Source organism: Agarivorans sp. TSD2052 (assembly GCF_023238625.1).
Taxonomy (GTDB): Bacteria; Pseudomonadota; Gammaproteobacteria; order Enterobacterales; family Celerinatantimonadaceae; genus Agarivorans.
Window position 1 is genome coordinate 4,113,416 of the sequence record NZ_CP096670.1, and the last position, 21,267, is coordinate 4,134,682.

Consider the following 21,267-nt stretch of genomic DNA (forward strand, 5'->3'; position numbering starts at 1 on the left):
TTCTAAATCCATTACTCAGCACTCACTTGCTTTGGATTAGCGCTTTCTTGTTTGGCGGCTTTGTCAGCTTCTTCTTTCTTTAGGCGCTCGTTCTTGTCTTTTAAGAAATCGATATATTCTTGAACTTCAGGTGATACGTCTTCTACCGAATTAAACTCAGGCAATACTGGCACCTTAGTTTCAGGCATTAATGCCACCCCTAACTCTTCACGTAGCAATTGCTGAGCGCGGATTTGGCTATATTTACGCGAACTCACATTTTGCATAGTCACCGAATCGCGAATAATGGTCGGACGAATAAAGATCATCAGGTTACGTTTGGTTTTCTTCGAGTTGGTAGACCTGAACAAGTGGCCAAGTACCGGAATATCACCCAGTAATGGTACTTTAGATTCACTTTCTTCAATTTGGTCGTCTAATAAACCACCCAAAATGATGGTGTCACCACTGTCAACCAACACTGTGGTTTGTAATTGGCGCTTCGCAAATACCACGTCTACCGAGGTTTGCCCTTGTACTTTAGACACCTCTTGCTCAATGGTGAGCTGCACGGCATCGCCTTCGTTTATTTGTGGCGTTACTTTTAACTTAATCCCGACTTCTTTACGGTCAACCGTGGTGAAGGGATTATCGTTACTACTACTAGAGGCAGAGCCGGTTAATACCGGTACTTCTTCACCTACGGTGAAATAGGCTTCCATGTTATCCATGGTCGTAATAGACGGTGTAGCTAATAAGTTAGAGCGCGAATCATTAGCAGCCGCTTGAATGAGTACGCCCCAGTCAGCCCCGTAAAAACCAAAGGCCGCACCCGAGATTTTAGCTAAAGAGCTGGCTAAACCAGAAATGTCGCCGGGAGTGTCAGGGTTAACCGTACAGGTTTCGCCGGTACATACGGTGCTACCTTTGGTTGGCTGAGCATCATAAATACCTGCACCCAACTCACCGATTGAAACACCAGAGTCATTAAACTGAGTACCACCCGCTTGAGTCGCCCACTGCACGCCCAAACTCACCCCGTCGCCTTCTGCCACTTCAACAATAATCGCTTCTACATGGACTTGCGCGCGGCGAATATCGAGCTGATTAATCACCCCTTCTAGCGTGCGCATGTTATCAGGCTGAGCGGTAATCACTAAGGCATTAGTATCTTCGTGAGCTTCAATGGAGAAATTGCCACGAGAGTTAGACGAGCTGCTTTTTTTAGAGCCTCCTGCAGCCTCAGCGGTCACGGTTTCACTCACCCCTTTTAGCACGTCCACTAAATCAATAGCCTTGGCATACTTCAAGTAAAATACTCGGGTATTACCGTAGGTTTGTAGTTCGCTGTCTAACTTAGTAACCAAGCGCACAATGCGCGCTCTGGCACTGGGTTCACCTGATACCACAATGCTGTTGGTTCGTTCATCGGCCACCACTTTAGGAATTAACAAGCTAGCACTGGCGCCTTTAGCACCAGTATTGGCGGTTAATGAATCCAAAATTCTCACCAGTTCACCCGCCGATGCAAACTTAAGGCGAATAATATCAACCTCTTGGTCACCTGCTTTATCGACACGGCGAATAATCTCTACCAAGCGGTTTACCACCGCAGCGCGCCCCGTTAGCATAATCACATTTGAAGGGTCGTAGTGAACCACGTTGCCGCCACCGGCATTATCGTTAAGTTGACGTAACAGAGGCGCCAGCTCTCTTACTGATACATTTTTCACTGCTACCACACGAGTGACCATTTCATCGCCCGTGGCTTGGTCATCGCGATCCACAACCGGAATCGCGCCCGCTTTAGCGTCTTTAGCTCTTACCACCTTTGACACACCATTTGGCATATCAATCACAGCAAAGCCATATACATCTAATACGCTTAAGAAAAATTGGTAGTACTGCTCTTCGGTGAGTAGGTCATAGCTTCGCACGTTAACTTTGCCACGAACCGCGGGGTCAACAATGATGGTTTTATTAAGATTACGCCCTACCGTAGTAATTAATTCATTGATATCGGCATCCTTAAAATTTGCCGAAAATTCAGTGGCACCTACCACCCCACATAGGCCTAATCCAATTAGACCCACCAGGGCGCGGCGAACAAAGCGTAACGCTTGCAACTTCATGTAAAAAACTCTCCGGTACTTATTCATCAGGCAGGCTAAAAAACACATCCTGCAATTGGCCATTGCGCTCTACAGTCACGGTAATATCCGTTAACTCGGCCATTTCTTGCATTACTTGCATTGCTTGCGCGTTGTCGCGCAAGTCGTATCCATTTAAGGCCACCGCTAAATCATTAGCTTTAAGGCCTACTTGTTTAAATAAACCCGCATTTTTCCCTGGGTTTACTCGATATCCAGTTAGGGTTCCATCTTTACGCACTGGTGAAATTCGAATGTAATCAGTCAACTTTGATGGATCGTTCAAAACTTCTTTAACATTTACCTTACTAGAGGCCACTGCAGACTTTGATTTAGCACTGGTCTTTTTACGATTATTACTGGCAGAACTCGACTTTGACGATTTGTCGTCAGGATCCAGTAACAAGCTTTCATAAACACCTCGATGCAACAAAATAATACGATCTATTTGAATCTCTTTTATGACCGCTTTAGTGCCATTAATAGATTCTTCTACACCGTAAGTTTGTTGCTTACCTTTGTGTTCAACAATGGCTAAGGCTTTAGATTGGTCGCTACTTGCCACTAAACCAGAAAGGGTCAGTTTAAGCGATGTTTTTGGCGCTTCAGTGGTAGATGTTGTAGCAACAGATTTGGCTTGCGGCTTGGCTTGATACTCACCAAACAAGTTCAGCGCCGTTAAACGACTCAAATCAACTTGAGCACTACTTTTTACTGCATTTACTTGCTGGGGCACCCAACTAAAAGACTGAGACTTACTTGGAATAAGTAACCAAGTAATGTTAGCGAGTTGGTAAGCCGCTAGGCATAGCAGCAATAAGGTAATTAATGCGCTACTTTTAGGTGACGACAGATAATGCGCGCACTGAGTAGAAAAAGATTTAATATCCATTTATTAGCTATAATACAACTGACATCGTTGACCGAATATCGATTATCCTTATTGGTATGTCTGGCAACCCGCCAAATATAGATGCAGTTCATTCTAAAGAGAGTTGCACGCAGAACAAGTACTATAGATAGAAAAATTGCGATTCTTTACACTTTTGTGGTTTCTCTACAATTTCACACATTTAATTTGAACATCGCGCGCCTCTATAAAGCTGATATAATTTAACAGTTAATACATAAACCAGCTAAGACTTCGAATGAAATCTCAAATTACTAACATTCAGCAACCACGTATAGATAAGTGGTTATGGGCGGCACGTTTTTATAAAACGCGAGGCTTAGCACGCGACATGGTGATGGGCGGTAAAGTTCACTACAATCAGCAGCGCTGTAAACCGAGTCGAACTGTAGAAGTTGGCGCTACCATTAGCCTTTGGCAAGGGCAGCAACAAATCGAAATTATTGTTCAGCAAGTCAGTGATAAACGCGGCCCCGCGCCACAAGCTCAGTTACTTTATCAAGAGACTGAACAAAGCGTTAAAAAGCGTGAAGAATTTGCCATGCAAAGAAAGCTCATGGCACAAAACACTAGCCCCGAACGTCGACCAGATAAAAAACAACGTCGGCAAATTATTCAGTTTAAACAAAAATAGTCAGGTCTAAACATGAAGCAAGACATACTCAACCGTTATACCTTTGAAGAATACAACTTGCGTGGCGAATTGGTGCAGCTGCAGCAAAGCTACCAAGAAATCATCGAACAGCAAAACTATCCAGTGCCAGTGCAATCACTGCTAGGGGAATTGCTCGCCGCCACTTGCTTGTTAACCGCCACCTTGAAATTTGAAGGTGATATAACGGTGCAGTTACAAGGCGATGGGCCATTAAAGGTGATAGCGGTAAGTGGTACAGACCAGCAACAGATGCGCGGTATTGCACGCTATGACGGGGCCATAGACCCAGAAATCAGCTTTGCCGAGTTAGTGGGTAAGGGACACATCGTGATTACGATAAGCCCTACTCAAGGAGAGCGCTACCAAGGCATTGTAAACATTGAGCCAGAAGGGGTTGCCGCCAGTATCGAAAGCTACTTTCAGCAATCTGAACAGCTAAATACGCGTATTTGGTTATTTACCGGCATGTTTGACGGTCGCCCACATGCTAGCGGCTTATTCTTACAAGCGTTACCGGGCAGTGAACAACAAGACAGTGAGCACTTCGAGCTGATCAACACCTTAAGTAGCACCACGACAGCCCAAGAAAGCTTTGAGCTAGACGCCGAGCAATTATTGTATCGCTTATACCATGAGCACCAAGTTCGCTTATATGAGCCGCAAGACGTGTGCTTTAAGTGCAGCTGCTCCAAAGAGCGCTGTGAAACAGCATTAAGCAATATTGACCACAAAGAATTACTCGAAATTTGCCATGAACGCGGTCACATTTCGATGCATTGTGACTACTGTGGACATGACTACAAATTTAACGAAGCCGACGTTGAAAACATTTTCACGCGCAATATATCGACAAACCCTGCCAAAATTCATTAGACTGAGCTAAGGAAATGCGGTGTCAATCGCATTTCCTGATTAGAACCACAATAACCATAAAAAAAGTGCTGGTAATTTGACCCCCCTCTCTTTTTAGCACCTCTAAAGGGATAGAATCAAAGCCAACACCAATAAAAATATAATATAAATCTTACCTCTCTACCTACAGGAGACTGCTATGCTTGACGTTGCAGAAAAAGATCAGGTTATCGACCTGGCTCAATACGGCATCAAAGACGTGTCGGACGTGGTGTACAACCCCTCATACGAAGAACTATTCAAAGAAGAAACCCGCCCCGAACTCACTGGTTATGAAAAAGGAATTGTAACCAAATCAGGTGCTGTTGCGGTTGATACCGGTATCTTTACCGGACGTTCCCCCAAAGATAAATACATCGTTTTAGATGACGCGACCCGCGACAACATGTGGTGGACCAGTGAACAAGCTAAAAACGATAACAAACCGATTGATCCCTCGGTATGGGTCGAGCTCAAAAAAACCGTGACCGACCAGTTGTCGGGTAAACGTTTATTTGTTGTCGATACCTTCTGTGGGGCCAACCCAGACACTCGACTAAAAGTGCGTTTTATTGTTGAAGTCGCGTGGCAAGCTCACTTTGTTACCAATATGTTCATCCGCCCCACAGCGGAAGAGTTAGTTGACTACGAACCAGACTTCGTAGTGATGAACGGCTCTAAAACCACCAATAAAAACTGGCAAAAACAAGGCCTTAACTCTGAAAACTTTACCGTTTTCAATATGACCGAAAAAATGCAAGTCATTGGTGGCACATGGTACGGCGGCGAAATGAAGAAAGGTATGTTCGCCATGATGAACTACTACCTACCGCTAAATGATATCGCTTCAATGCACTGTTCTGCCAACGTAGGCGCAGATGGCGACACCGCCATTTTCTTTGGCCTATCAGGCACCGGTAAAACCACCTTATCTACGGATGCTAAGCGCCAATTAATTGGTGATGATGAGCACGGTTGGGATGACGAAGGGGTATTTAACTTTGAAGGCGGCTGTTACGCCAAAACCATCAAGTTAAGTAAAGAAGCCGAGCCCGACATTTACAAGGCGATTAAACGCGACGCGTTATTAGAAAATGTTACGGTGCGTAACGATGCTAGTGTTGATTATGACGATGGGTCTAAAACCGAGAACACCCGTGTTTCTTACCCGATTGATCATATTGAAAACATCGTTAAACCTGTGTCTAAAGCAGGTCACGCTAAGAAAGTCATTTTCTTAACCGCTGATGCCTTTGGTGTACTTCCACCAGTGGCGAAGTTAACGCCAGAGCAAACCAAGTACCACTTTTTGTCTGGCTTTACCGCCAAACTCGCCGGTACTGAACGTGGCATTACTGAACCCACCCCCACCTTCTCTGCATGTTTTGGTGCCGCGTTCTTAACGCTACACCCAACCAAGTATGCTGAAGTGCTAGTAAAACGCATGGAAGCAGCAGGGGCAGAAGCCTACTTGGTTAACACCGGTTGGAACGGCACAGGTAAACGTATTTCAATTCAAGATACACGCGCGATTATTGACGCCATTTTAGATGGCTCAATTGAGCAGCAAGAAACGAAAATCTTGCCAGTGTTTAATCTAGAAGTGCCTACTTCCTTACCCGGTGCAGACAGTGACATCTTAGATCCTCGTGATACTTACCAAGATCCACTGCAGTGGGAAAGCAAAGCCGATGATTTAGCCAATCGCTTTATCAAAAACTTTGCCAAATACACTGACAACGCAGAAGGTAAAGCCTTAGTGGCAGCAGGCCCTCAGCTAGACTGATAAATATACAATAAAACAGTAAGTTATAAATGCCAGTGGGATAATACCCATTGGCATTTTTTTATCCACTAAACCACATGGCGTTATAAGCGGTAAACTGCGAGCGATATAGCGAGACAAAAAAAAGGCTAGCAACTGCTAGCCTCTTTTTACAATAACCTTACTGGCTAATGTGCTTAGCTCGGTGAAGCGAATATTGTACCACCACCGCCAGAACCACTTCCGCCACTGCCTACTCCAGGAGCTGGTGGAGGTGGTGGAGGCGGTAATAACAAGCCCGCAGGAGCGCTAAGACCCGCAGGGAAAAAAGGTGCAGGTAGGTCAGCAGCCATTGTCATACTCGCCAGCGCCATTTGCCCAGCCGAGAGTAAAATTAGTACCCACTTTGTTAACCGTTTTTGCCTCATAAGTCCTCCTTGAACTACCGTGGCATAAGTAAAATTATATGTATTGTTGCTAAAGCACACCCACCGACAAATGGAATAATGCCAACTTCAACACAAAATCAAACTTGCATTTGTTACTGCTCATAATATATGCAAATAAAGAACCAACTATACAAACCCAATAAAAACAACAAGTTAAAAAAACGTCAAATCTATTTATGTGAGCCATGTAAAATATTTCGACATCTATTTTTGGTCTTAAAGCTCAGCCGCTACGCCCCCCTTCTACAACATCAAGCAATCGCAGCACAATCACTTAATAATAAGCCACTCAATAGCACTTTTACACACATAAACACTAGTAAATGGACCATTTCACGCATTTAAGACTTTAAGGCGATTATGTATAAATTTCTGTCTCGCAAAACAGCTAAGGTTATTACGGTGCAACTACTCACCAATATTGCACACCCAAGGTAAACACCCGCTAATACTTATCGGGTACGTAGCCTTTTCTGGGCATTTTTGCTGCAACCATAGCCAAGCATAAAATAATAATAAAGCTGGCGGCATTGGCTGGCGCCTGTAAGTTAAAATCAACGCTAATATGAATTAGCATACCAATAATTGCCATTGCACAACCCAGTGAGGTTGCGCGTAATAAAGGGTCTCGTCGTTTACGCATTGCCAGCGTCGCTTGAACTAACACCCACAGTACTGCCCCGCCCAATATTAGGGTTGCAAGTAACCCTGACTCAATCACAAACTGCAAATAGTCATTATGGGCATGATCATAAAAACGGTTTAAAGGTTCGGGCGCATAGTTTTGGAAGATGGTGTAAAAGCTTCCTGCTCCTGAACCAGTCATATAAAAATCTTCTACAATAGGCCATGACCACCCCACTATGTCTGCTCGGCCTTCTTCTACTAAAACCGTTGCACTTAGGCGCTCTCTCACTTGGTCTAGCCCAAAAAAGGAACTCACGATTACCACATCAATCAGCAACACGCTAGAAAACAACAGAGTTAACGAACGTGGCCGCTGGCGAAATAGCAACAAGGCCATCACCGCGCCCAATATAGTAATAGCAAAAAATGCACTGTTCCCCATGCGTGAGTGAGACATCACCAAACCAATCACCATAATGATCATGCACAGCCTTACCAGCATTTTACCGCTTAATAAAGCCTCAATAATTTGCTGAATACGATGACGCCAACTGCTTGCACTTGTGGCGTTAAGATCTGCCACCACTAAGGCCAAGCCCATGCTTAAACACAAGATGAGATAGTTAGCAAAATGGTTTTTATAGACAAATGAACCGGTGGCATTTCCGCCCACCGCCATATCAAAAATCGGTGAGTGAGTAATATTACTCAAAATCAGTAACGAGCCATAAAAAGCCTGAAAAGTACCACTAATAACAAAGGCCAACATCACCATGCGAATTCGATCTGGATGATTAAACAACAAACAAGCATTTATCGCTAACAGCAAATAGCTACAGCCTTTCACCAGATTAACAATTGTTTGATTGGGGTCTAAAGAAATAGGGTAATGACTTGAGCCGGGTATGCCCAACAAACGAAAATTTAATGCTGCTTCGCTTAACCAAGTTAACACCCCCTGCGATAAGGGCACTAACTGAATAACCGTAAATAGCTGAAAAAGCAGTAAGCCAAACAGTAAAATTCGGCAAGCTTTTAGCCACTGCCAAGGGATCCCGCCTCTACAGCAGTAAACCAGCATTAAAGACTGAGTTGCTATTAGCACTTCCATAATAGACCAGGCCCAAGGCCTATTGCTGGCTAGGGGGATGGGCAGCCAAACGATTAAAAATAACATTAAGCCAAACGCTGTACGCTCAACTCTAGGCGATGAAAGTTCCATCATATTTTAGGCTTCCTTGTCTACATTTAGGCGTTCGCGTTGACCATTAACCGCCGTTAAGGTTGGTTCCATTCTTCCTGAACAACTAGCGGCAATAGTGCCGGGGGTATCAACAAATAGGCGTTGGGCTCGCGGCTCACCCGCAAGCGCCTGTACCTTAGCAAAGGCCTTGCTTAAATCGGGGCTACGCTTTTCCATACCATGGCAATCACTGGCCACTACATCGATTAAGTCTTGTTGTAGCATGTGCTCACTCACTTGTTGCGCTTGCTCGCGAAACTCCCCCAGCAAAGCGCCGGCAGTGACCTGAAATAAACACCCTAAACGTCGCCATTGTTGCAGCAAGTATTGTTCTTTCCATATCCCGCGATTTCTTTCAGGGTGGGCAATCAAAGGGGTAATGTTTCGCGCGGTGAGCCACTTTATTAGGCTATTAAGGCCTTGCGGCACATGACCATGTGGCAACTCTAGCAACAACACATCTTTATCTTGGTAGCGACCTAACAAAGGCAATTTATTTTGACCGTGCCACAACATAATCTCAGGGCTAAGGTGCACCTCGGCCGCATGATAAATACGCAAGGGCATATTGCGCTGCTGCAGCGCATTCATCAGCGTAAGATAGCTACGCTCTATGGTTTCAGCGGTGTTATCAAATATTCCGGGCAATATATGCGGAGTAGCCAGCATTACCTGAGTGCCACAGCTTATCGCCTTGTCTAACATCGCCAAGCTTTGGGCTAGATCTTTTGCCCCATCATCAATGCCAGGCAAAATATGACAGTGAATATCAACGAACCCCATTAAGCTGCTCCTTTAGATTTCTTGTACCAATTAGCTTTTTAAGGGCGAACCAAGTGATTAACGCTAAGGCCAAACCTAAGTAATTAGCCGCTAAATCTTCCCAAGAAAACTGCCTTAATGGAAAAATCATTTGAAGGCCTTCATCTAAAGTAAATAGGATAAGTAAGATTAAAACCCATGACAAAATAGCTTGCCACTTTCTGTCGGCCCCTTGGCAAAACACAAAAAACACGCTGAGTGAGCAAACATAAGCCAATGCTAAATGTAGTCGTTTATCACCGCCCATTGCGGTTTCAACTGCGCTTAAAGTATCAGGAAATAAACCCAAGGTTTTAGATACACTAGCCGCTAGTACACCAAGCCAGATAAATACGGTTAATCCTGTTAAGCCTTTATGCCACATAAGCTAACCACTCTTACAGAAATTAGGCTGCGTAGGGTGACCTTCAAAATTTAATAAATAACATACCCGCAGTCGGACCATTTCAGAACCAAAGTCCTTAGCTAACTCAGCCTTCATACGATGGGTATCAACAAGCGTTTTTAGCGAGCGTGTTACTAAGGCTTGTTGATCTGGGTTAAGTTGCTCCCAATTACTAATACCAAGGTTAACCACCCCCACTAAACTTGCCCGCGTAGCGGGCGCTATGCGCAAACCTTGCTCCAAATAACCAAACCATAGATCAGCAGACTCACCACTTTTTAAGCGATTACTCGCGATATCCACATAGGTATTTGGCCAAGTAGGCCTTTGCTCTATGGCTTGTAAATAGTGAACAAAGGCTTCATCCAAGTTTTCTAGCTGAAGCTGTGACTTATTTTCACCAGTAGCGATAACCAATTGATAAAAATTACGCCACTCAACTTGTTTGGCCATTAAGGTTTGATATAAAGGGTCGCTATTACGGTATTCAAGCATCTGCAAACCCACTTGGTCTGCTATTTGTACCGTATCTTGGTTTAACTGGCTGCTGTAATCTTGTTGCCAGCGTTCGTGCCAACTTCTAAGCGCATAAGAATACACATTAGCGAGTCCTAATTGTGAGGCCGACACAAGTACCCAAATGGCCAGCCCGGCTACTGTCGCTAACGCTAGGTAGCGCACCCATACATACTGTTTGCTCACCGCACTGGGTGAATGCGGAATATCCATAGAAGCGTCCATTCTTTTATTTATCCCTTGGTCTGCTCATTCCATTGCATCGTTCATATCAGCACAAACGCTCAATATTCACCTCACGTCCGCTAAGTGGCACCGAGCCAGCGTTACAGTTAGTTTTCTAAATACCATTTAGTATGTTGATGAACTTCGTCACTACTCAGTAACTCGGCGGCTGAAAACCAGCGGTACTGCCCGTGCTGCTGCTCTGGTAATAGAGCTAAATCAATACGTAAACGATACCGATACGCCAGCACAACGTAGTGAGTAGAAAACTGGCTTTGAGGATCGGTATCTTGATAAAACACATTGTCGTGATAAAAATGCTCAAAACTACCTAGAAACTCGCCATTGTCTAATGTCAACTCAAGCCCAAGCTCTTGCCTTGCTAACCGTGTAAGCGCATCGCGCATACTCTCGTCTTTCATGATCCGCCCACCCGGCACAAACCAAAAGCCTTGAGCAGGGCGATTTAAACGCTGGCCCAGTAATACTTGCCCCTGAGGGTTTTCAATAATCAAATCTATTGATACCAGCGGCGTATTAGCAATAACTTGGCTAAACGCTTGTTGACTTAAAAAGCTCATTGTCTGTAGGCCTGTTGATTGTCTAAAAACCATTGATAAGTAGTGGCTAACCCTTGCTCTAGCTCTATTTGATATCTCCAGCCTAAATCGGCCAAGCGGCTCACATCCATTAACTTACGGGGTGCGCCATCAGGTTTACTGCTATCAAAGCTTATACTGCCACTGTACCCCACCACTTTGGCTACAGTTTCAACCAACTCACGAATAGTACAATCAACGCCTGTTCCCACGTTAATGTGGCTTAGCATTGGCTGGGTATTGCTCTGATAAATGGCGCTATCTAGCTCCATAACATGCACACACGCTGCGGCCATGTCATCTACATGCAAAAATTCTCGCATTGGCTTACCGCTACCCCACGCAAGTACCTCGGCGTCACCATTTTGTTTTGCCTCGTGAAAACGACGTAATAAAGCCGGAATCACATGGCTATTTTGGGGATGAAAGTTATCAAATGGGCCATAAAGGTTGGTAGGCATAACACTGCGGTAATCACGCCCATACTGACGGTTATAGCTTTCACATAACTTGATACCGGCAATTTTGGCTATGGCATAGGGCTCATTGGTCGGCTCTAAAGTACCGGTTAACAGCGCGCTCTCAGCCATAGGTTGGCTAGCCAATTTAGGATAAATGCACGACGAGCCCAAAAATAACAAGTGTTCTACGCCAGCTAAATGAGCGGCATTGATAATATTGCACTCTATCATCAAGTTTTCATAAATAAACTCGGCTGGGTAAGTATTATTGGCAATAATACCGCCTACCTTGGCGGCCGCTAAATATACTTGGTCAACGGCATTATCGTTGAAAAAAGCCTGCACAGCCTGTGGGTCGAGTAAATCTAACTCGTTACGGCTACGTAGCAACAACTCAACATCGTCGCGCTGTTCAAGCTGGCGCACAATGGCAGATCCCACCATTCCCCGATGTCCAGCTACAAATACTCTGACCATAAGGCGCTCCTTAGTTTTCCACTGCCATGCTGACATCAAAGCCATGAGATTTAAGCAGCGCATGGCGCTTGGCTTTATCGTAATCGTTCGTCACCATTTCAGCACACATTTGCTCCACGGTGATCTCGGGTGTCCAGCCTAACTTAGCCTTGGCTTTAGCTGGATTACCTAACAGTGTTTCTACCTCTGCCGGGCGGAAGTAACGCGGATCAACCTTAACAATGACATCGCCAACCTTAAGGGCTGACGCTTTATCGCCATGAATAGCTGCCACGGTGGCAACTTCATCAACGCCTTCGCCTGAAAAAGCTAGCTCGATGCCGAGTTCTTTAGCACTTAAGGTAACAAACTCTCGCACCGAGATTTGCTTGCCGGTGGCAATAACAAAATCGTCTGGCTGATCTTGCTGTAACATCATCCATTGCATACGCACATAATCTTTAGCATGACCCCAATCTCGCAGCGCATCCATATTACCTAGGTATAAACACTGTTCTAAACCAAGAGCAATATTGCTTAAGGCACGAGTGATTTTTCGGGTAACAAAGGTTTCGCCGCGACGTGGCGATTCATGGTTAAACAATATACCGTTACACGCATACATTCCGTAGGCTTCTCGGTAGTTAACGGTTATCCAGTAGGCGTACATTTTGGCCACTGCATAAGGCGACCGAGGGTGAAACGGTGTAGTCTCAGATTGCGGAATTTCTTGTACCAAGCCATAAAGCTCAGAAGTTGAAGCCTGATAGAAGCGGGTTTTCTTTTCTAATCCCAAAAAGCGAATGGCTTCAAGTAAACGCAGTGTGCCCATGGCATCTACATCGGCAGTATATTCTGGCGCTTCAAACGACACAGCAACATGAGATTGAGCGCCCAAATTATAGACTTCATCTGGCACCACCTGACGCAATATACGGGTTAGGTTAGAAGTGTCACTTAAGTCACCATAATGCAAGAAAAAGCTTGGGTTTTCGGCTTGTAAACGATCTTCATAAATATGGTCGACCCGCTCGGTATTAAATGACGAAGAACGGCGTTTAATACCATGAACTTCATAGCCTTTTTCTAGCAAAAGCTCTGCTAAATAAGATCCGTCTTGTCCGGTTACCCCGGTAATTAATGCTACTTTCTTAGTCATTATTCTAGTCCTTTAGTAAAGCGTGATTACTACCTGCAAGCAGCTCATCCAGCTGTTGCTCGAAGCGTTGTAAAACACGGGTTTTTTCCAAATTATTTACTGCGTATTCACGCGCAAGCTGATTAACGCGTTTAATCTTGGGATCGTTTGCTAGTGAAAGCACTGCTTCAACAAAACGTGCTGGTTGCTCTGGCTCTATGCGCGTAGCAATACCTGGGTAATGTTGGCAAAGCAATCCTAGCTCGGTATCGGCTTCAGCGGTGATCAGCGCATGGCCACCACAAGATAAAATATTGGTAAGCTTAGAGGGCAACACCACGTCTGCCGCGCCAAGGCGTTGCACCACTAAATGAATATCAGCGCAGGCCAACAATTGAGGCAGTTGCGCATAGGCTTGTAAGGGGTGAAACTGCACATTAGTTAAACCGTATTGCATAACCAATTGCTCAAGGGCTGGTTTGGCGGCCCCCTCGCCTACCATAAGGTATTTTATTTTAGGGTTATTCTGGGTGACTTTTGCCGCTTCAATAACCATTTCTAAGCCTTGCTTTAGGCCCATATTGCCTGAGTAAAGCACCAGCACTTGGTCGTCTGCCACACCAAATTTTTCTCTAAATGCGGCGCCGTCTGTTTGCGGTGTAACAAAATTGGTATCTGCCCAATTGGGAAACAACATCACATTCTGTTCATTTACCCCTTTGCGTTTAGCCATAGCTACCATGCTATTTGAAATCGTAGACACCCGGCTAAACCGGCGCATTACCCATGACTCTGCGGCATACACCCATTTCTTTAAACCTTTACTTTGGCCAGCCATACCCAAACCAAACATGGCGTCAACTTCGTAATCTTGTATGTGTAAAATAGACTTAGCCCCTGTCACAGCAGTAAACAACAGCGTATTTGCGGCACAAAATAACGGCGGTTCAACTAAAATAACCACATCGGGGCGAAAGCCAATATTTTTAATTAGCCCAAAAAAGGAAGAACAGGCAAAGCTGGCCAAATGCGCAATACGCTTGAATGTAGAAGGCTTAGCAGGTACATAAAGTGGGCAGCGTAATACCTCTACACCATTTATTTGTTGGCCAACGTACTTGTAGGCACTAAACCCTTCGCTTATCTCCCAGGCGGGATAGTAAGGCGGCGCAGTAAGCACCTTAACTTGATGACCCATACTCACCAAAGCTTCAGCCATTTCGCTAGAATACTTACCAATACCGGTTAACTCTGGGGCGTAATTAATGCCGTAAATGAGTATTTTCATGGCTAACTTCCCCTACCTGACAATTGATAACCACTTAACTGTTCAAGCATGAATAACTGCTCTTCCATTGTCTTACAATTTTTTAGCGCCGCCTCTGCCTCAAGACACTTCAAGTCAACAAGTGCTCGATACCAAAACCCTTGCATAAAGTGGTAAGCAAAACCTCTAGCTCCATCAAGCAAGCCGAGCTGAATAAAATACCGAAACAAAAAATATAAAACGGGTCGGACAAAATAAGGTAACTGTTGATATATATCTTCTTTAAGCCAGCGCTTTAGTCTAATTTTAAAGCCAGTCTCTTTGGTCATTGTAGATTCAGCTTGTGGCTCTATCCGCTTTAGCATCATGTCTAACATTTCACGGGTGGCATATTTGTTGTGTTTATCAATAAACCAAGTGACCGAATTAAGGTTGTCATCGAAAAAACCGCCCTTCAGTTCTTGTGCATATCCTTTGTCCAACACAATGTGCTCATCCATCCATTTTTGCTCAATGTGCGCACACCCATTGCGAAAAAGACGCAACATGGGTAATGGATAACGACCGCCAAAGCGCACCCACTTACCAAGAAATATATGCCGACGATTTAAAATGGCACCGTTACAATCTTCAGAAGCAGTAGATAAAAAATGGGTGATGTTATTGCACAACTCCTCATCTATATACTCATCGGCATCTAGGCGAAGAATCCACTCCGAGTTAATATCGCAGTTTTCAATTGCCCATTGGAACTGCTGCGCCTGATTGACAAACGGATTTTGGAACACCTCAGCACCTTTCGCAGTGGCTAATTCAACGGTGTTATCTGTTGAAAATGAATCTACAACAACAACTCGTTCAGCCACACTGCGAACAGCATCCACGACTCGGGATATATGTAAGCTTTCGTTGAAAGTGAGAATAATCACAGATAAACCAGATTTCATATTGCTACCCTAGTGACAAATCATTACTTCGTCTGAAGACAATCGTTCCGAACGGGCAACTTTCAAATCAGTTGGCTTAGGGTGACCAAAAGAAATCATCATAATGATCCTTTCCCCTTTAGGTATCCCACCAACATTACATATTTTTAGTTCTCGACTGTTTGTTACTGCCATATTTAGCGGGCATGCACCCAAGCCCAAGGATTGACAGGCATTAAGCAGTTGCATTGAAGTAAGAGCGCCATCGACATAGGCCTGAGAACGAGCTTTTAGACCGCTCCAAGCTGTTATTTCGCTGGTTACAATAAATAAGTTTCTTACTGTCTCTCTAAACCCCTCAGCTCCACCTTGTAGGCGCAGTAAATTGTCTATTTTCTCAGGATCAGAAAAATAGTGTACGCGGCTAGATTGGCGATTACATTGAGACGGTGTTCTTGCCACCATCTGAGCAATTCTATCAATAAGCTCGGGTGTTACGATGCGATCTTGATAACTACGGCAACTAAAACGGTTTAACAATGCAAATTCCAGGCTTTCTTGAGCTTCAACACTACTGTTGCGAATACTTTTACTGCCACCTTTACGCTTCAAGCCTTTCTCTTTACAAGTATCAACAAAAGATTGAATGCCTGTACCAAAATCACCAAGCGGATAACCTATTTCAGCATGCCATTCTAAGTATTCAGCCAAGCAACCATATGCCTTCTCTACAGCAAATCGCTGAAAATGATCTTCATAGCTACCAAGGTACCCCAGCAACTTAGTTATTTTTTCCTGCCCAAAACCGGCTCTAGGCTCGGGCATACTCAAACCTTTTTCAACAGTGTGCGCTAGCAATACTATTTCGTAATGTAGCTTTTTATCTTGAGGGCTTAATGGCGACGCCTTGCTCCACATTAAAGCTCTTACAAAATCCAAACTGTATTCCACTGGAATAAGTAGCAAACCAATTATTTCCTTAAAACGACTCATAACTCCTCCTTGAGCTTACGCAAACCTACAACTTGGGCTGGGTTACCAACCAATATTTGCCATTCGTCTACATCTTTAGCCACTACCGCTCTAGCCCCAACCACTGCACCGCGTTTAATAGTGACGCCAGGGCCAATATAAGCCTCGGCAGCAACCCAAACATGGTCCTGTATACTAATCGGCTTGGTAATTAATTCTCGGGTCAAACTTGAGATTACGTGGCTGCCGGTGCAAAGAAACGTTCGTTGACTAACTGCCACCTTAGAACCCAGTGTGATTTTGGCCATTGTGTAACATTCCACCTGATCTCCTAGGACAGAAAACTCGCCCATTACTAAATTCCAAGGAGCCCAAATTTTTGCACTGGCGGCAACTTTAGAACCCTTACCTATTTGGGCGCCAAACAACTTCAATAACGAAATCCGCCAAGGATTAAAACCAACCCTCGGGGTAAATCTAAAAAACAAATAATAGGTTATGCTCCAAACAAGCCTTAATAACTTGTTGCGAGCGCCAAGTTGGTCAACATATTTATGATCTGCAAACTCACTCATATACAATCCATCTGCTGGGGTTAACGGCTTAAAGCGATAATGCTTTGCGAATAAAGTCTCTGCCCAGAGTTCTTTGCGCCTCAACTTTTTTATTCACACTGTTCCAGTCAATTTCTTTAAGAATCATGTCTTTTACCGCGGCGTCACTAAACGCATCAACTGCACGCTCTGTTAAACCCAATTTTTTCAATAAGTTATCAACACGAGCATTAAACTTAGTCTTGCTTCCTTGTAACCTAACAACAATAAAAGGCTTATTTAGAAGAATGCTTAAAGCGGTGCCGTGAAATGAATTTGTTACGACGAATTCTGAGTTTTTTAACAAGTACAACCATTGGCCTGGGCACGGATATACAGTCTCGCCTATTTCGCGCCAGCGCCGATGAGGGTTATGAGGAGAGTAAAGCTTACATGAAAGTTCACTGGCAATATTTTCTGCCCACTCACCGATTACGTCGCGTGATCTTAGACCGTAACAGAACACATGCTTAGAGGAGCATAATGGATATTCTTTAATAACAGTCTGAAAGTCGTCCAGTAAAAAGGTAGGGTCCGGCACACAGTCTGCGGTTAGCCCAGTAATTTCTTTTACTAAATCACAGCCAGACTGCTCTCTTACTGAAAGGCTATCAATATTTTTTATATAGGCAGCTATTTGCTGTTGGTGGTTTACGTCTAACTCTGCAGAGCCAAAACTAGGCGCATACGCGATCCGCTTTACCTTCTCATCTAGATTAGGGATCGCTAGATAGTAGGTGGGGTCTACACCGTAATGCTCAGAAGGTTTCCACACTTGGTCGCTACCGCATATTAGTGCGTCCATATTCACTACATTTGCTAGCACGCCATCCAGAGAGAGGATCTTATCCCCAACAACATTGAGATGCTCTTTCTTAAAAGACTCAAACCCTTGTTTAACTGCCGAATTACCAAACCATTTATCGCGTAGTTCTACCATCTTCAAAAAAACAATTTTCAGGTTATCTTTTGATAAAGGTTGCTTTAAATTGAAATTCCCACCGGCCTCAACATAATCGGGGTGGTAGTTAACAAAGTCAGCCTCAACATCAAATGCTTGGTTGAGATAAGTTCTCAAGGCATACGCTTGAAATAATGCGCCGTAATTATTGCTGAAATGGTAGGTAAAAATGCCCAATTTCATAAAAAACCTTAATAACATAAATAATTATTATAGTGTAAGCCCCAAATAAAAAGACAACGCATATAATGCGACACTAACAAAAAACCGTCTAAAAAATGTTAATCATAGAATTAACCTGACAACTGAAAACCTTATCGACTAATTCCTTTTTTGTAGCTTATTTTTCTTTGGAGACAGTCCGGAAAAAAATTTTTCAGATAGCGATTTTAAATGACTATTAAGCTCATCTGAATTAAATCTGTCTTTAATCTTTTTTGCTGGGACCCCACCATAAATAGCTCCAGGAGGAACGTCTTTAGTAACTACGCTTCTTGTAGCAACAATCGCTGCGTCTCCAATTGAACATCCGGCCATAACTGTCACCCCTTGTCCAATCCATACGTCTTTTCCTATTATTGTTTTTCTCAAACTAGGACGACCACTAAATACAATAGGGGTTCCAACAACATCAAAATTATGATCACTGCCTACCACTGAAAAATAGGGAGCTATAATACTATAATCTCCGATACGAACTCCGGAGCACACGGAGGCATATTGACCGATATAACAATATTTTCCAACTTTTATATCTTTAGATATATTTGATTTAACCATTACATTGCTAGTAATATTAACTCCAAACCTTCGAGTAATAAGTATTTTAAATACATTTCTAACTGAGCGGATATATAACATAATCATCTAAGATAGTACCTTTTCGATAGACGCCATAACTACACTCATTTGTGCAGTAGCTGTGTACTTACTTTCTATTATGTCTAAGCAATTTTCTTTTACATTAGGGATAGGATCACATATATAGTTTTCTACAGTATTTACCATAGAATCGAATGACCCATACTCAAATAGTAAACCCGTTTTACCAACCACTATTGATTCGTACTCAGGCATCTGATCTTTGTAACTATCATGTGTAATTACAGGAACTCCGTAGCCCATTACATGCATCGCGGTCAAGCCAACCTCTCCAGGAGCCACACATAAGTCACTAGAGCTTATTAGGTAGGCTAACTCAACTTCATTATATGTTTTACCATAGAAACAAATTTGTTTATTAAGAGACATAGAAATGGCTAGTTTTTCGATCTCCTCCCTTTCTTCTCCATCACCTATAAATAGTAAGTTAACGAACACACCTTTATCTTTAAGGTTAGATAACAAGTAAACCAAGTCCGTTAGTTTCTTTTGCTTAGTTAACCTGCCTACAAAAACTAATTGAAATAATCCTGAATTATGAAAAAGTTGATTCTTTAGAAGGCGTAGCGAAGAGTTATCAATAGAATTAGCTATATCTCTTTGAAGAAAATAGTCTACCGAATTAAAAATAGTAAATAATTTACTACTACTCAACCCTTTATTAACCAAATTAGTCTTTGCTGCATCACCATATAAAAATAGCGCATCAGCTAATTTATACATTAAAAGTTTTACCTTATCTTTAAACCCACCACTTCTAATAAAGCCGTGAGTCCAAAGAATTGTCTTCTTTCCGTATAATTTTGATATAACAAGCGAAACCCATGTAGACAGAAAGTAAGGATCCCCCAAAAAAATCACTGTTTTATATCTATTACTTACAACTTTATTAATCAAACCTATTTGCCAAAGAATAGAACGGGAAAGCCAAACATTCCTTAATCTTATGAAGTTAGCATTAGAATAGAATTCTTTATCTATCAACTCAATCGAACTATTCCCTTGAATGTCAGCCGCTATGTGGAATGAACTGTTATCTAACATAGCATTGAAAATTGGTTCCCTATATTTAGCAATATAATGGTAAACTACCAGTACGTCTCGAGGTTCTTTTTTACTTTCCATAATTCATCCTAAAAAATTCACATCCAGTGTCATTCCCTTTCATTATACAAACAACTACTAACTGCTGTCAGTCATCATCCTGGCGTTAGACATATAAGCAACGATTGGCACCAAGTAAATAAAATGTTGCCAGTCGTAAGGTTGTCCATGTAGAAAAAGCCTGGGAACATTTGCCAAATATAATAAAGAAAAAAAACCCACAGCATTACTGCTATTGATATATCGTAATGAAAATAAACAAGGCAGAATCAAAAAAGTCCCCATAAATAGAAATCCGAAAAGTATCCCTAAGTCAGAATAAGCCTGTAACAATGGAAAATCCAACCACAATGATTTATAACCACTACCTTGGATAGGATTACTTAAAAAACTATCTAAACCTATACCTCTCATTAGTACTCTAGAAAATGACGCGCTATCAGTTACAGCTGATCCGGAAATTGTCATCAATCCACTATATAGCGTATCTCCCATGTGTAATAATCTTTCAAAAAAAGAATCAGAAAGCCATAATGATAATATTAAAAACATTCCACATAGTAGACAAATCATAGAAACAAGCCTTAATGGAGAAGAAAGTAATTCGCTCCTAGCATATTGATAAAACCAATAAATTATTAAAAATGAACACCCAAACAAAGGAGACCTTACACCTGTTAATATGACGATATATAAAAGTATTGATATACCCGCAAGCTCAAGTAAAAATTGTTGATAGCCATTGCAGTCAAATTTTGCATTGTGTGCATACCCAGCCAAAGAACATACACAGCAGTATGCTATAAAACCATAAGCTGCATTTTCTTCACTCACAGAAACCCTTCCGATTCCGATCTCATCCATATTTAGACTTTCTACCTGAAACAAAAATAGACAACACAGCAACGTGGAAAAAAAAATATAGATCTTTCCTACTTTTATCTTATAGCTGGCCATATTTAAAAAAAGAAAGTAAGAAATAGTAAACACAAAACAGAACAAAATAACTTTACTGTCTGAAGAAGCTAACGAATTGAGCAACACTATAAAAACAACAATTAAAAAGGACATAAAAACCAAGTAGTTCAATTTCCTCTTTAACAAAAAGCCTCCCCTAAGGGCTACAAAAATCAACATGAAAGATAAAGTTAAGACCACGCCAATATCATAGAAACGAGGTAGAATCCCTAAGCCTTGTAGCGACCAGGCTAATAACGCACCAGTAAAGTATAGCGCTAATGCCAATTGCAGATAATTTGTTCTACAGAAATAGTTTTTTTTAATTTCCAAC

21 protein-coding genes are annotated in these 21,267 nt (G+C 42.7%); 3 read left to right on the forward strand and 18 right to left on the reverse strand.

Annotated features, from left to right (window positions below):
* Positions 1-11: 11 nt before the first annotated feature.
* Together gspD and gspC are read right to left on the reverse strand one after the other, a co-directional pair.
* The gene (gspD, locus tag M0C34_RS18830; RefSeq protein WP_248713191.1) at positions 12-2,111 is read right to left on the reverse strand and encodes a type II secretion system secretin GspD; all 2,100 of its coding nucleotides are present in this window, start codon (positions 2,109-2,111) and stop codon (positions 12-14) included.
* A 19-nt stretch (positions 2,112-2,130) separates the two neighbouring features.
* Positions 2,131-3,021: a type II secretion system protein GspC gene (gspC, locus tag M0C34_RS18835; protein ID WP_248713192.1), complete on the reverse strand. Its 891-nt coding sequence runs from the start codon at positions 3,019-3,021 to the stop codon at positions 2,131-2,133.
* Between the two features lie 256 nt (positions 3,022-3,277).
* Here gspC and hslR point away from each other — a divergent pair, with 256 nt between their 5' ends.
* The 3 genes from hslR (at position 3,278) to pckA (ending at position 6,371) form a co-directional block, all read left to right on the forward strand.
* Positions 3,278-3,673 carry a ribosome-associated heat shock protein Hsp15 gene (gene hslR / locus M0C34_RS18840; protein WP_248713193.1) on the forward strand — a complete coding sequence of 132 codons (396 nt, stop codon included), beginning with the start codon at positions 3,278-3,280 and terminating at the stop codon, positions 3,671-3,673.
* A gap of 12 nt (positions 3,674-3,685) precedes the next feature.
* Positions 3,686-4,567 carry an Hsp33 family molecular chaperone HslO gene (hslO, locus tag M0C34_RS18845; protein ID WP_248713194.1) on the forward strand — a complete coding sequence of 294 codons (882 nt, stop codon included), beginning with the start codon at positions 3,686-3,688 and terminating at the stop codon, positions 4,565-4,567.
* Between the two features lie 178 nt (positions 4,568-4,745).
* A complete protein-coding gene (gene pckA / locus M0C34_RS18850; RefSeq protein ID WP_248713195.1) occupies positions 4,746-6,371 on the forward strand; it encodes a phosphoenolpyruvate carboxykinase (ATP) in 1,626 nt (541 codons plus the stop codon).
* A 176-nt stretch (positions 6,372-6,547) separates the two neighbouring features.
* Here pckA and M0C34_RS18855 read toward each other — a convergent pair whose 3' ends face one another.
* From M0C34_RS18855 to M0C34_RS18930, 16 genes are all read right to left on the reverse strand, one after another.
* Entirely contained in the window at positions 6,548-6,778 is a 231-nt protein-coding gene (locus tag M0C34_RS18855) for a hypothetical protein (RefSeq protein WP_248713196.1), read from the reverse strand.
* A gap of 466 nt (positions 6,779-7,244) precedes the next feature.
* The gene (locus tag M0C34_RS18860) at positions 7,245-8,651 is read right to left on the reverse strand and encodes an O-antigen ligase family protein (protein ID WP_248713197.1); all 1,407 of its coding nucleotides are present in this window, start codon (positions 8,649-8,651) and stop codon (positions 7,245-7,247) included.
* Between the two features lie 3 nt (positions 8,652-8,654).
* Positions 8,655-9,452 carry a tyrosine-protein phosphatase gene (locus M0C34_RS18865; RefSeq protein WP_248713198.1) on the reverse strand — a complete coding sequence of 266 codons (798 nt, stop codon included), beginning with the start codon at positions 9,450-9,452 and terminating at the stop codon, positions 8,655-8,657.
* Positions 9,439-9,855: a VanZ family protein gene (locus tag M0C34_RS18870; RefSeq protein WP_248713199.1), complete on the reverse strand. Its 417-nt coding sequence runs from the start codon at positions 9,853-9,855 to the stop codon at positions 9,439-9,441. The genes M0C34_RS18865 and M0C34_RS18870 overlap by 14 nt, the downstream gene beginning before the upstream one ends.
* A gap of 3 nt (positions 9,856-9,858) precedes the next feature.
* Positions 9,859-10,617, reverse strand: a complete 759-nt coding sequence (locus M0C34_RS18875; protein WP_248713200.1) for a hypothetical protein — start codon at positions 10,615-10,617, stop codon at positions 9,859-9,861.
* Between the two features lie 107 nt (positions 10,618-10,724).
* Entirely contained in the window at positions 10,725-11,198 is a 474-nt protein-coding gene (locus M0C34_RS18880) for a GDP-mannose mannosyl hydrolase (protein ID WP_248713201.1), read from the reverse strand.
* Positions 11,195-12,154: a GDP-L-fucose synthase gene (fcl, locus tag M0C34_RS18885; RefSeq protein WP_248713202.1), complete on the reverse strand. Its 960-nt coding sequence runs from the start codon at positions 12,152-12,154 to the stop codon at positions 11,195-11,197. The genes M0C34_RS18880 and fcl overlap by 4 nt, the downstream gene beginning before the upstream one ends.
* 10 nt (positions 12,155-12,164) lie before the next feature.
* The gene (gene gmd / locus M0C34_RS18890) at positions 12,165-13,292 is read right to left on the reverse strand and encodes a GDP-mannose 4,6-dehydratase (protein ID WP_248713203.1); all 1,128 of its coding nucleotides are present in this window, start codon (positions 13,290-13,292) and stop codon (positions 12,165-12,167) included.
* A gap of 4 nt (positions 13,293-13,296) precedes the next feature.
* On the reverse strand, positions 13,297-14,559 hold the full coding sequence (locus M0C34_RS18895; protein ID WP_248713204.1) for a glycosyltransferase WbuB: 1,263 nt from the start codon (positions 14,557-14,559) through the stop codon (positions 13,297-13,299).
* Positions 14,560-14,561: 2 nt separating this feature from the next.
* The gene (locus tag M0C34_RS18900) at positions 14,562-15,485 is read right to left on the reverse strand and encodes a glycosyltransferase family 2 protein (protein ID WP_248713205.1); all 924 of its coding nucleotides are present in this window, start codon (positions 15,483-15,485) and stop codon (positions 14,562-14,564) included.
* Positions 15,486-15,494: 9 nt separating this feature from the next.
* On the reverse strand, positions 15,495-16,457 hold the full coding sequence (locus tag M0C34_RS18905; RefSeq protein WP_248713206.1) for a nitroreductase family protein: 963 nt from the start codon (positions 16,455-16,457) through the stop codon (positions 15,495-15,497).
* Positions 16,454-16,759, reverse strand: a complete 306-nt coding sequence (locus M0C34_RS18910; protein WP_248713207.1) for an LbetaH domain-containing protein — start codon at positions 16,757-16,759, stop codon at positions 16,454-16,456. Before M0C34_RS18910 ends, M0C34_RS18905 begins: the two co-directional genes overlap by 4 nt.
* Before the next feature lie 280 nt (positions 16,760-17,039).
* On the reverse strand, positions 17,040-18,173 hold the full coding sequence (locus M0C34_RS18915) for a polysaccharide pyruvyl transferase family protein (protein WP_248713208.1): 1,134 nt from the start codon (positions 18,171-18,173) through the stop codon (positions 17,040-17,042).
* A gap of 138 nt (positions 18,174-18,311) precedes the next feature.
* A complete protein-coding gene (locus M0C34_RS18920; protein ID WP_248713209.1) occupies positions 18,312-18,857 on the reverse strand; it encodes an acyltransferase in 546 nt (181 codons plus the stop codon).
* On the reverse strand, positions 18,858-19,997 hold the full coding sequence (locus tag M0C34_RS18925) for a glycosyltransferase (protein WP_248713210.1): 1,140 nt from the start codon (positions 19,995-19,997) through the stop codon (positions 18,858-18,860).
* 57 nt (positions 19,998-20,054) lie between these two features.
* Positions 20,055-21,266: a hypothetical protein gene (locus M0C34_RS18930; RefSeq protein WP_248713211.1), complete on the reverse strand. Its 1,212-nt coding sequence runs from the start codon at positions 21,264-21,266 to the stop codon at positions 20,055-20,057.
* Between the last annotated feature and the right edge of the window lies 1 nt (position 21,267).

What these genes read in the sequence shown, in the direction of transcription:
- gspD (WP_248713191.1), bottom strand. Translation starts at nt 2,111, where the DNA reads ATGAAGTTGCAAGCGTTACGCTTTGTTCGCCGCGCCCTGGTGGGTCTA.
- gspC (WP_248713192.1), bottom strand. Translation starts at nt 3,021, where the DNA reads ATGGATATTAAATCTTTTTCTACTCAGTGCGCGCATTATCTGTCGTCA.
- hslR (WP_248713193.1), top strand. Translation starts at nt 3,278, where the DNA reads ATGAAATCTCAAATTACTAACATTCAGCAACCACGTATAGATAAGTGG.
- hslO (WP_248713194.1), top strand. Translation starts at nt 3,686, where the DNA reads ATGAAGCAAGACATACTCAACCGTTATACCTTTGAAGAATACAACTTG.
- pckA (WP_248713195.1), top strand. Translation starts at nt 4,746, where the DNA reads ATGCTTGACGTTGCAGAAAAAGATCAGGTTATCGACCTGGCTCAATAC.
- M0C34_RS18855 (WP_248713196.1), bottom strand. Translation starts at nt 6,778, where the DNA reads ATGAGGCAAAAACGGTTAACAAAGTGGGTACTAATTTTACTCTCGGCT.
- M0C34_RS18860 (WP_248713197.1), bottom strand. Translation starts at nt 8,651, where the DNA reads ATGATGGAACTTTCATCGCCTAGAGTTGAGCGTACAGCGTTTGGCTTA.
- M0C34_RS18865 (WP_248713198.1), bottom strand. Translation starts at nt 9,452, where the DNA reads ATGGGGTTCGTTGATATTCACTGTCATATTTTGCCTGGCATTGATGAT.
- M0C34_RS18870 (WP_248713199.1), bottom strand. Translation starts at nt 9,855, where the DNA reads ATGTGGCATAAAGGCTTAACAGGATTAACCGTATTTATCTGGCTTGGT.
- M0C34_RS18875 (WP_248713200.1), bottom strand. Translation starts at nt 10,617, where the DNA reads ATGGACGCTTCTATGGATATTCCGCATTCACCCAGTGCGGTGAGCAAA.
- M0C34_RS18880 (WP_248713201.1), bottom strand. Translation starts at nt 11,198, where the DNA reads ATGAGCTTTTTAAGTCAACAAGCGTTTAGCCAAGTTATTGCTAATACG.
- fcl (WP_248713202.1), bottom strand. Translation starts at nt 12,154, where the DNA reads ATGGTCAGAGTATTTGTAGCTGGACATCGGGGAATGGTGGGATCTGCC.
- gmd (WP_248713203.1), bottom strand. Translation starts at nt 13,292, where the DNA reads ATGACTAAGAAAGTAGCATTAATTACCGGGGTAACCGGACAAGACGGA.
- M0C34_RS18895 (WP_248713204.1), bottom strand. Translation starts at nt 14,559, where the DNA reads ATGAAAATACTCATTTACGGCATTAATTACGCCCCAGAGTTAACCGGT.
- M0C34_RS18900 (WP_248713205.1), bottom strand. Translation starts at nt 15,485, where the DNA reads ATGAAATCTGGTTTATCTGTGATTATTCTCACTTTCAACGAAAGCTTA.
- M0C34_RS18905 (WP_248713206.1), bottom strand. Translation starts at nt 16,457, where the DNA reads ATGAGTCGTTTTAAGGAAATAATTGGTTTGCTACTTATTCCAGTGGAA.
- M0C34_RS18915 (WP_248713208.1), bottom strand. Translation starts at nt 18,173, where the DNA reads ATGAAATTGGGCATTTTTACCTACCATTTCAGCAATAATTACGGCGCA.
- M0C34_RS18920 (WP_248713209.1), bottom strand. Translation starts at nt 18,857, where the DNA reads ATGATTATGTTATATATCCGCTCAGTTAGAAATGTATTTAAAATACTT.
- M0C34_RS18925 (WP_248713210.1), bottom strand. Translation starts at nt 19,997, where the DNA reads ATGGAAAGTAAAAAAGAACCTCGAGACGTACTGGTAGTTTACCATTAT.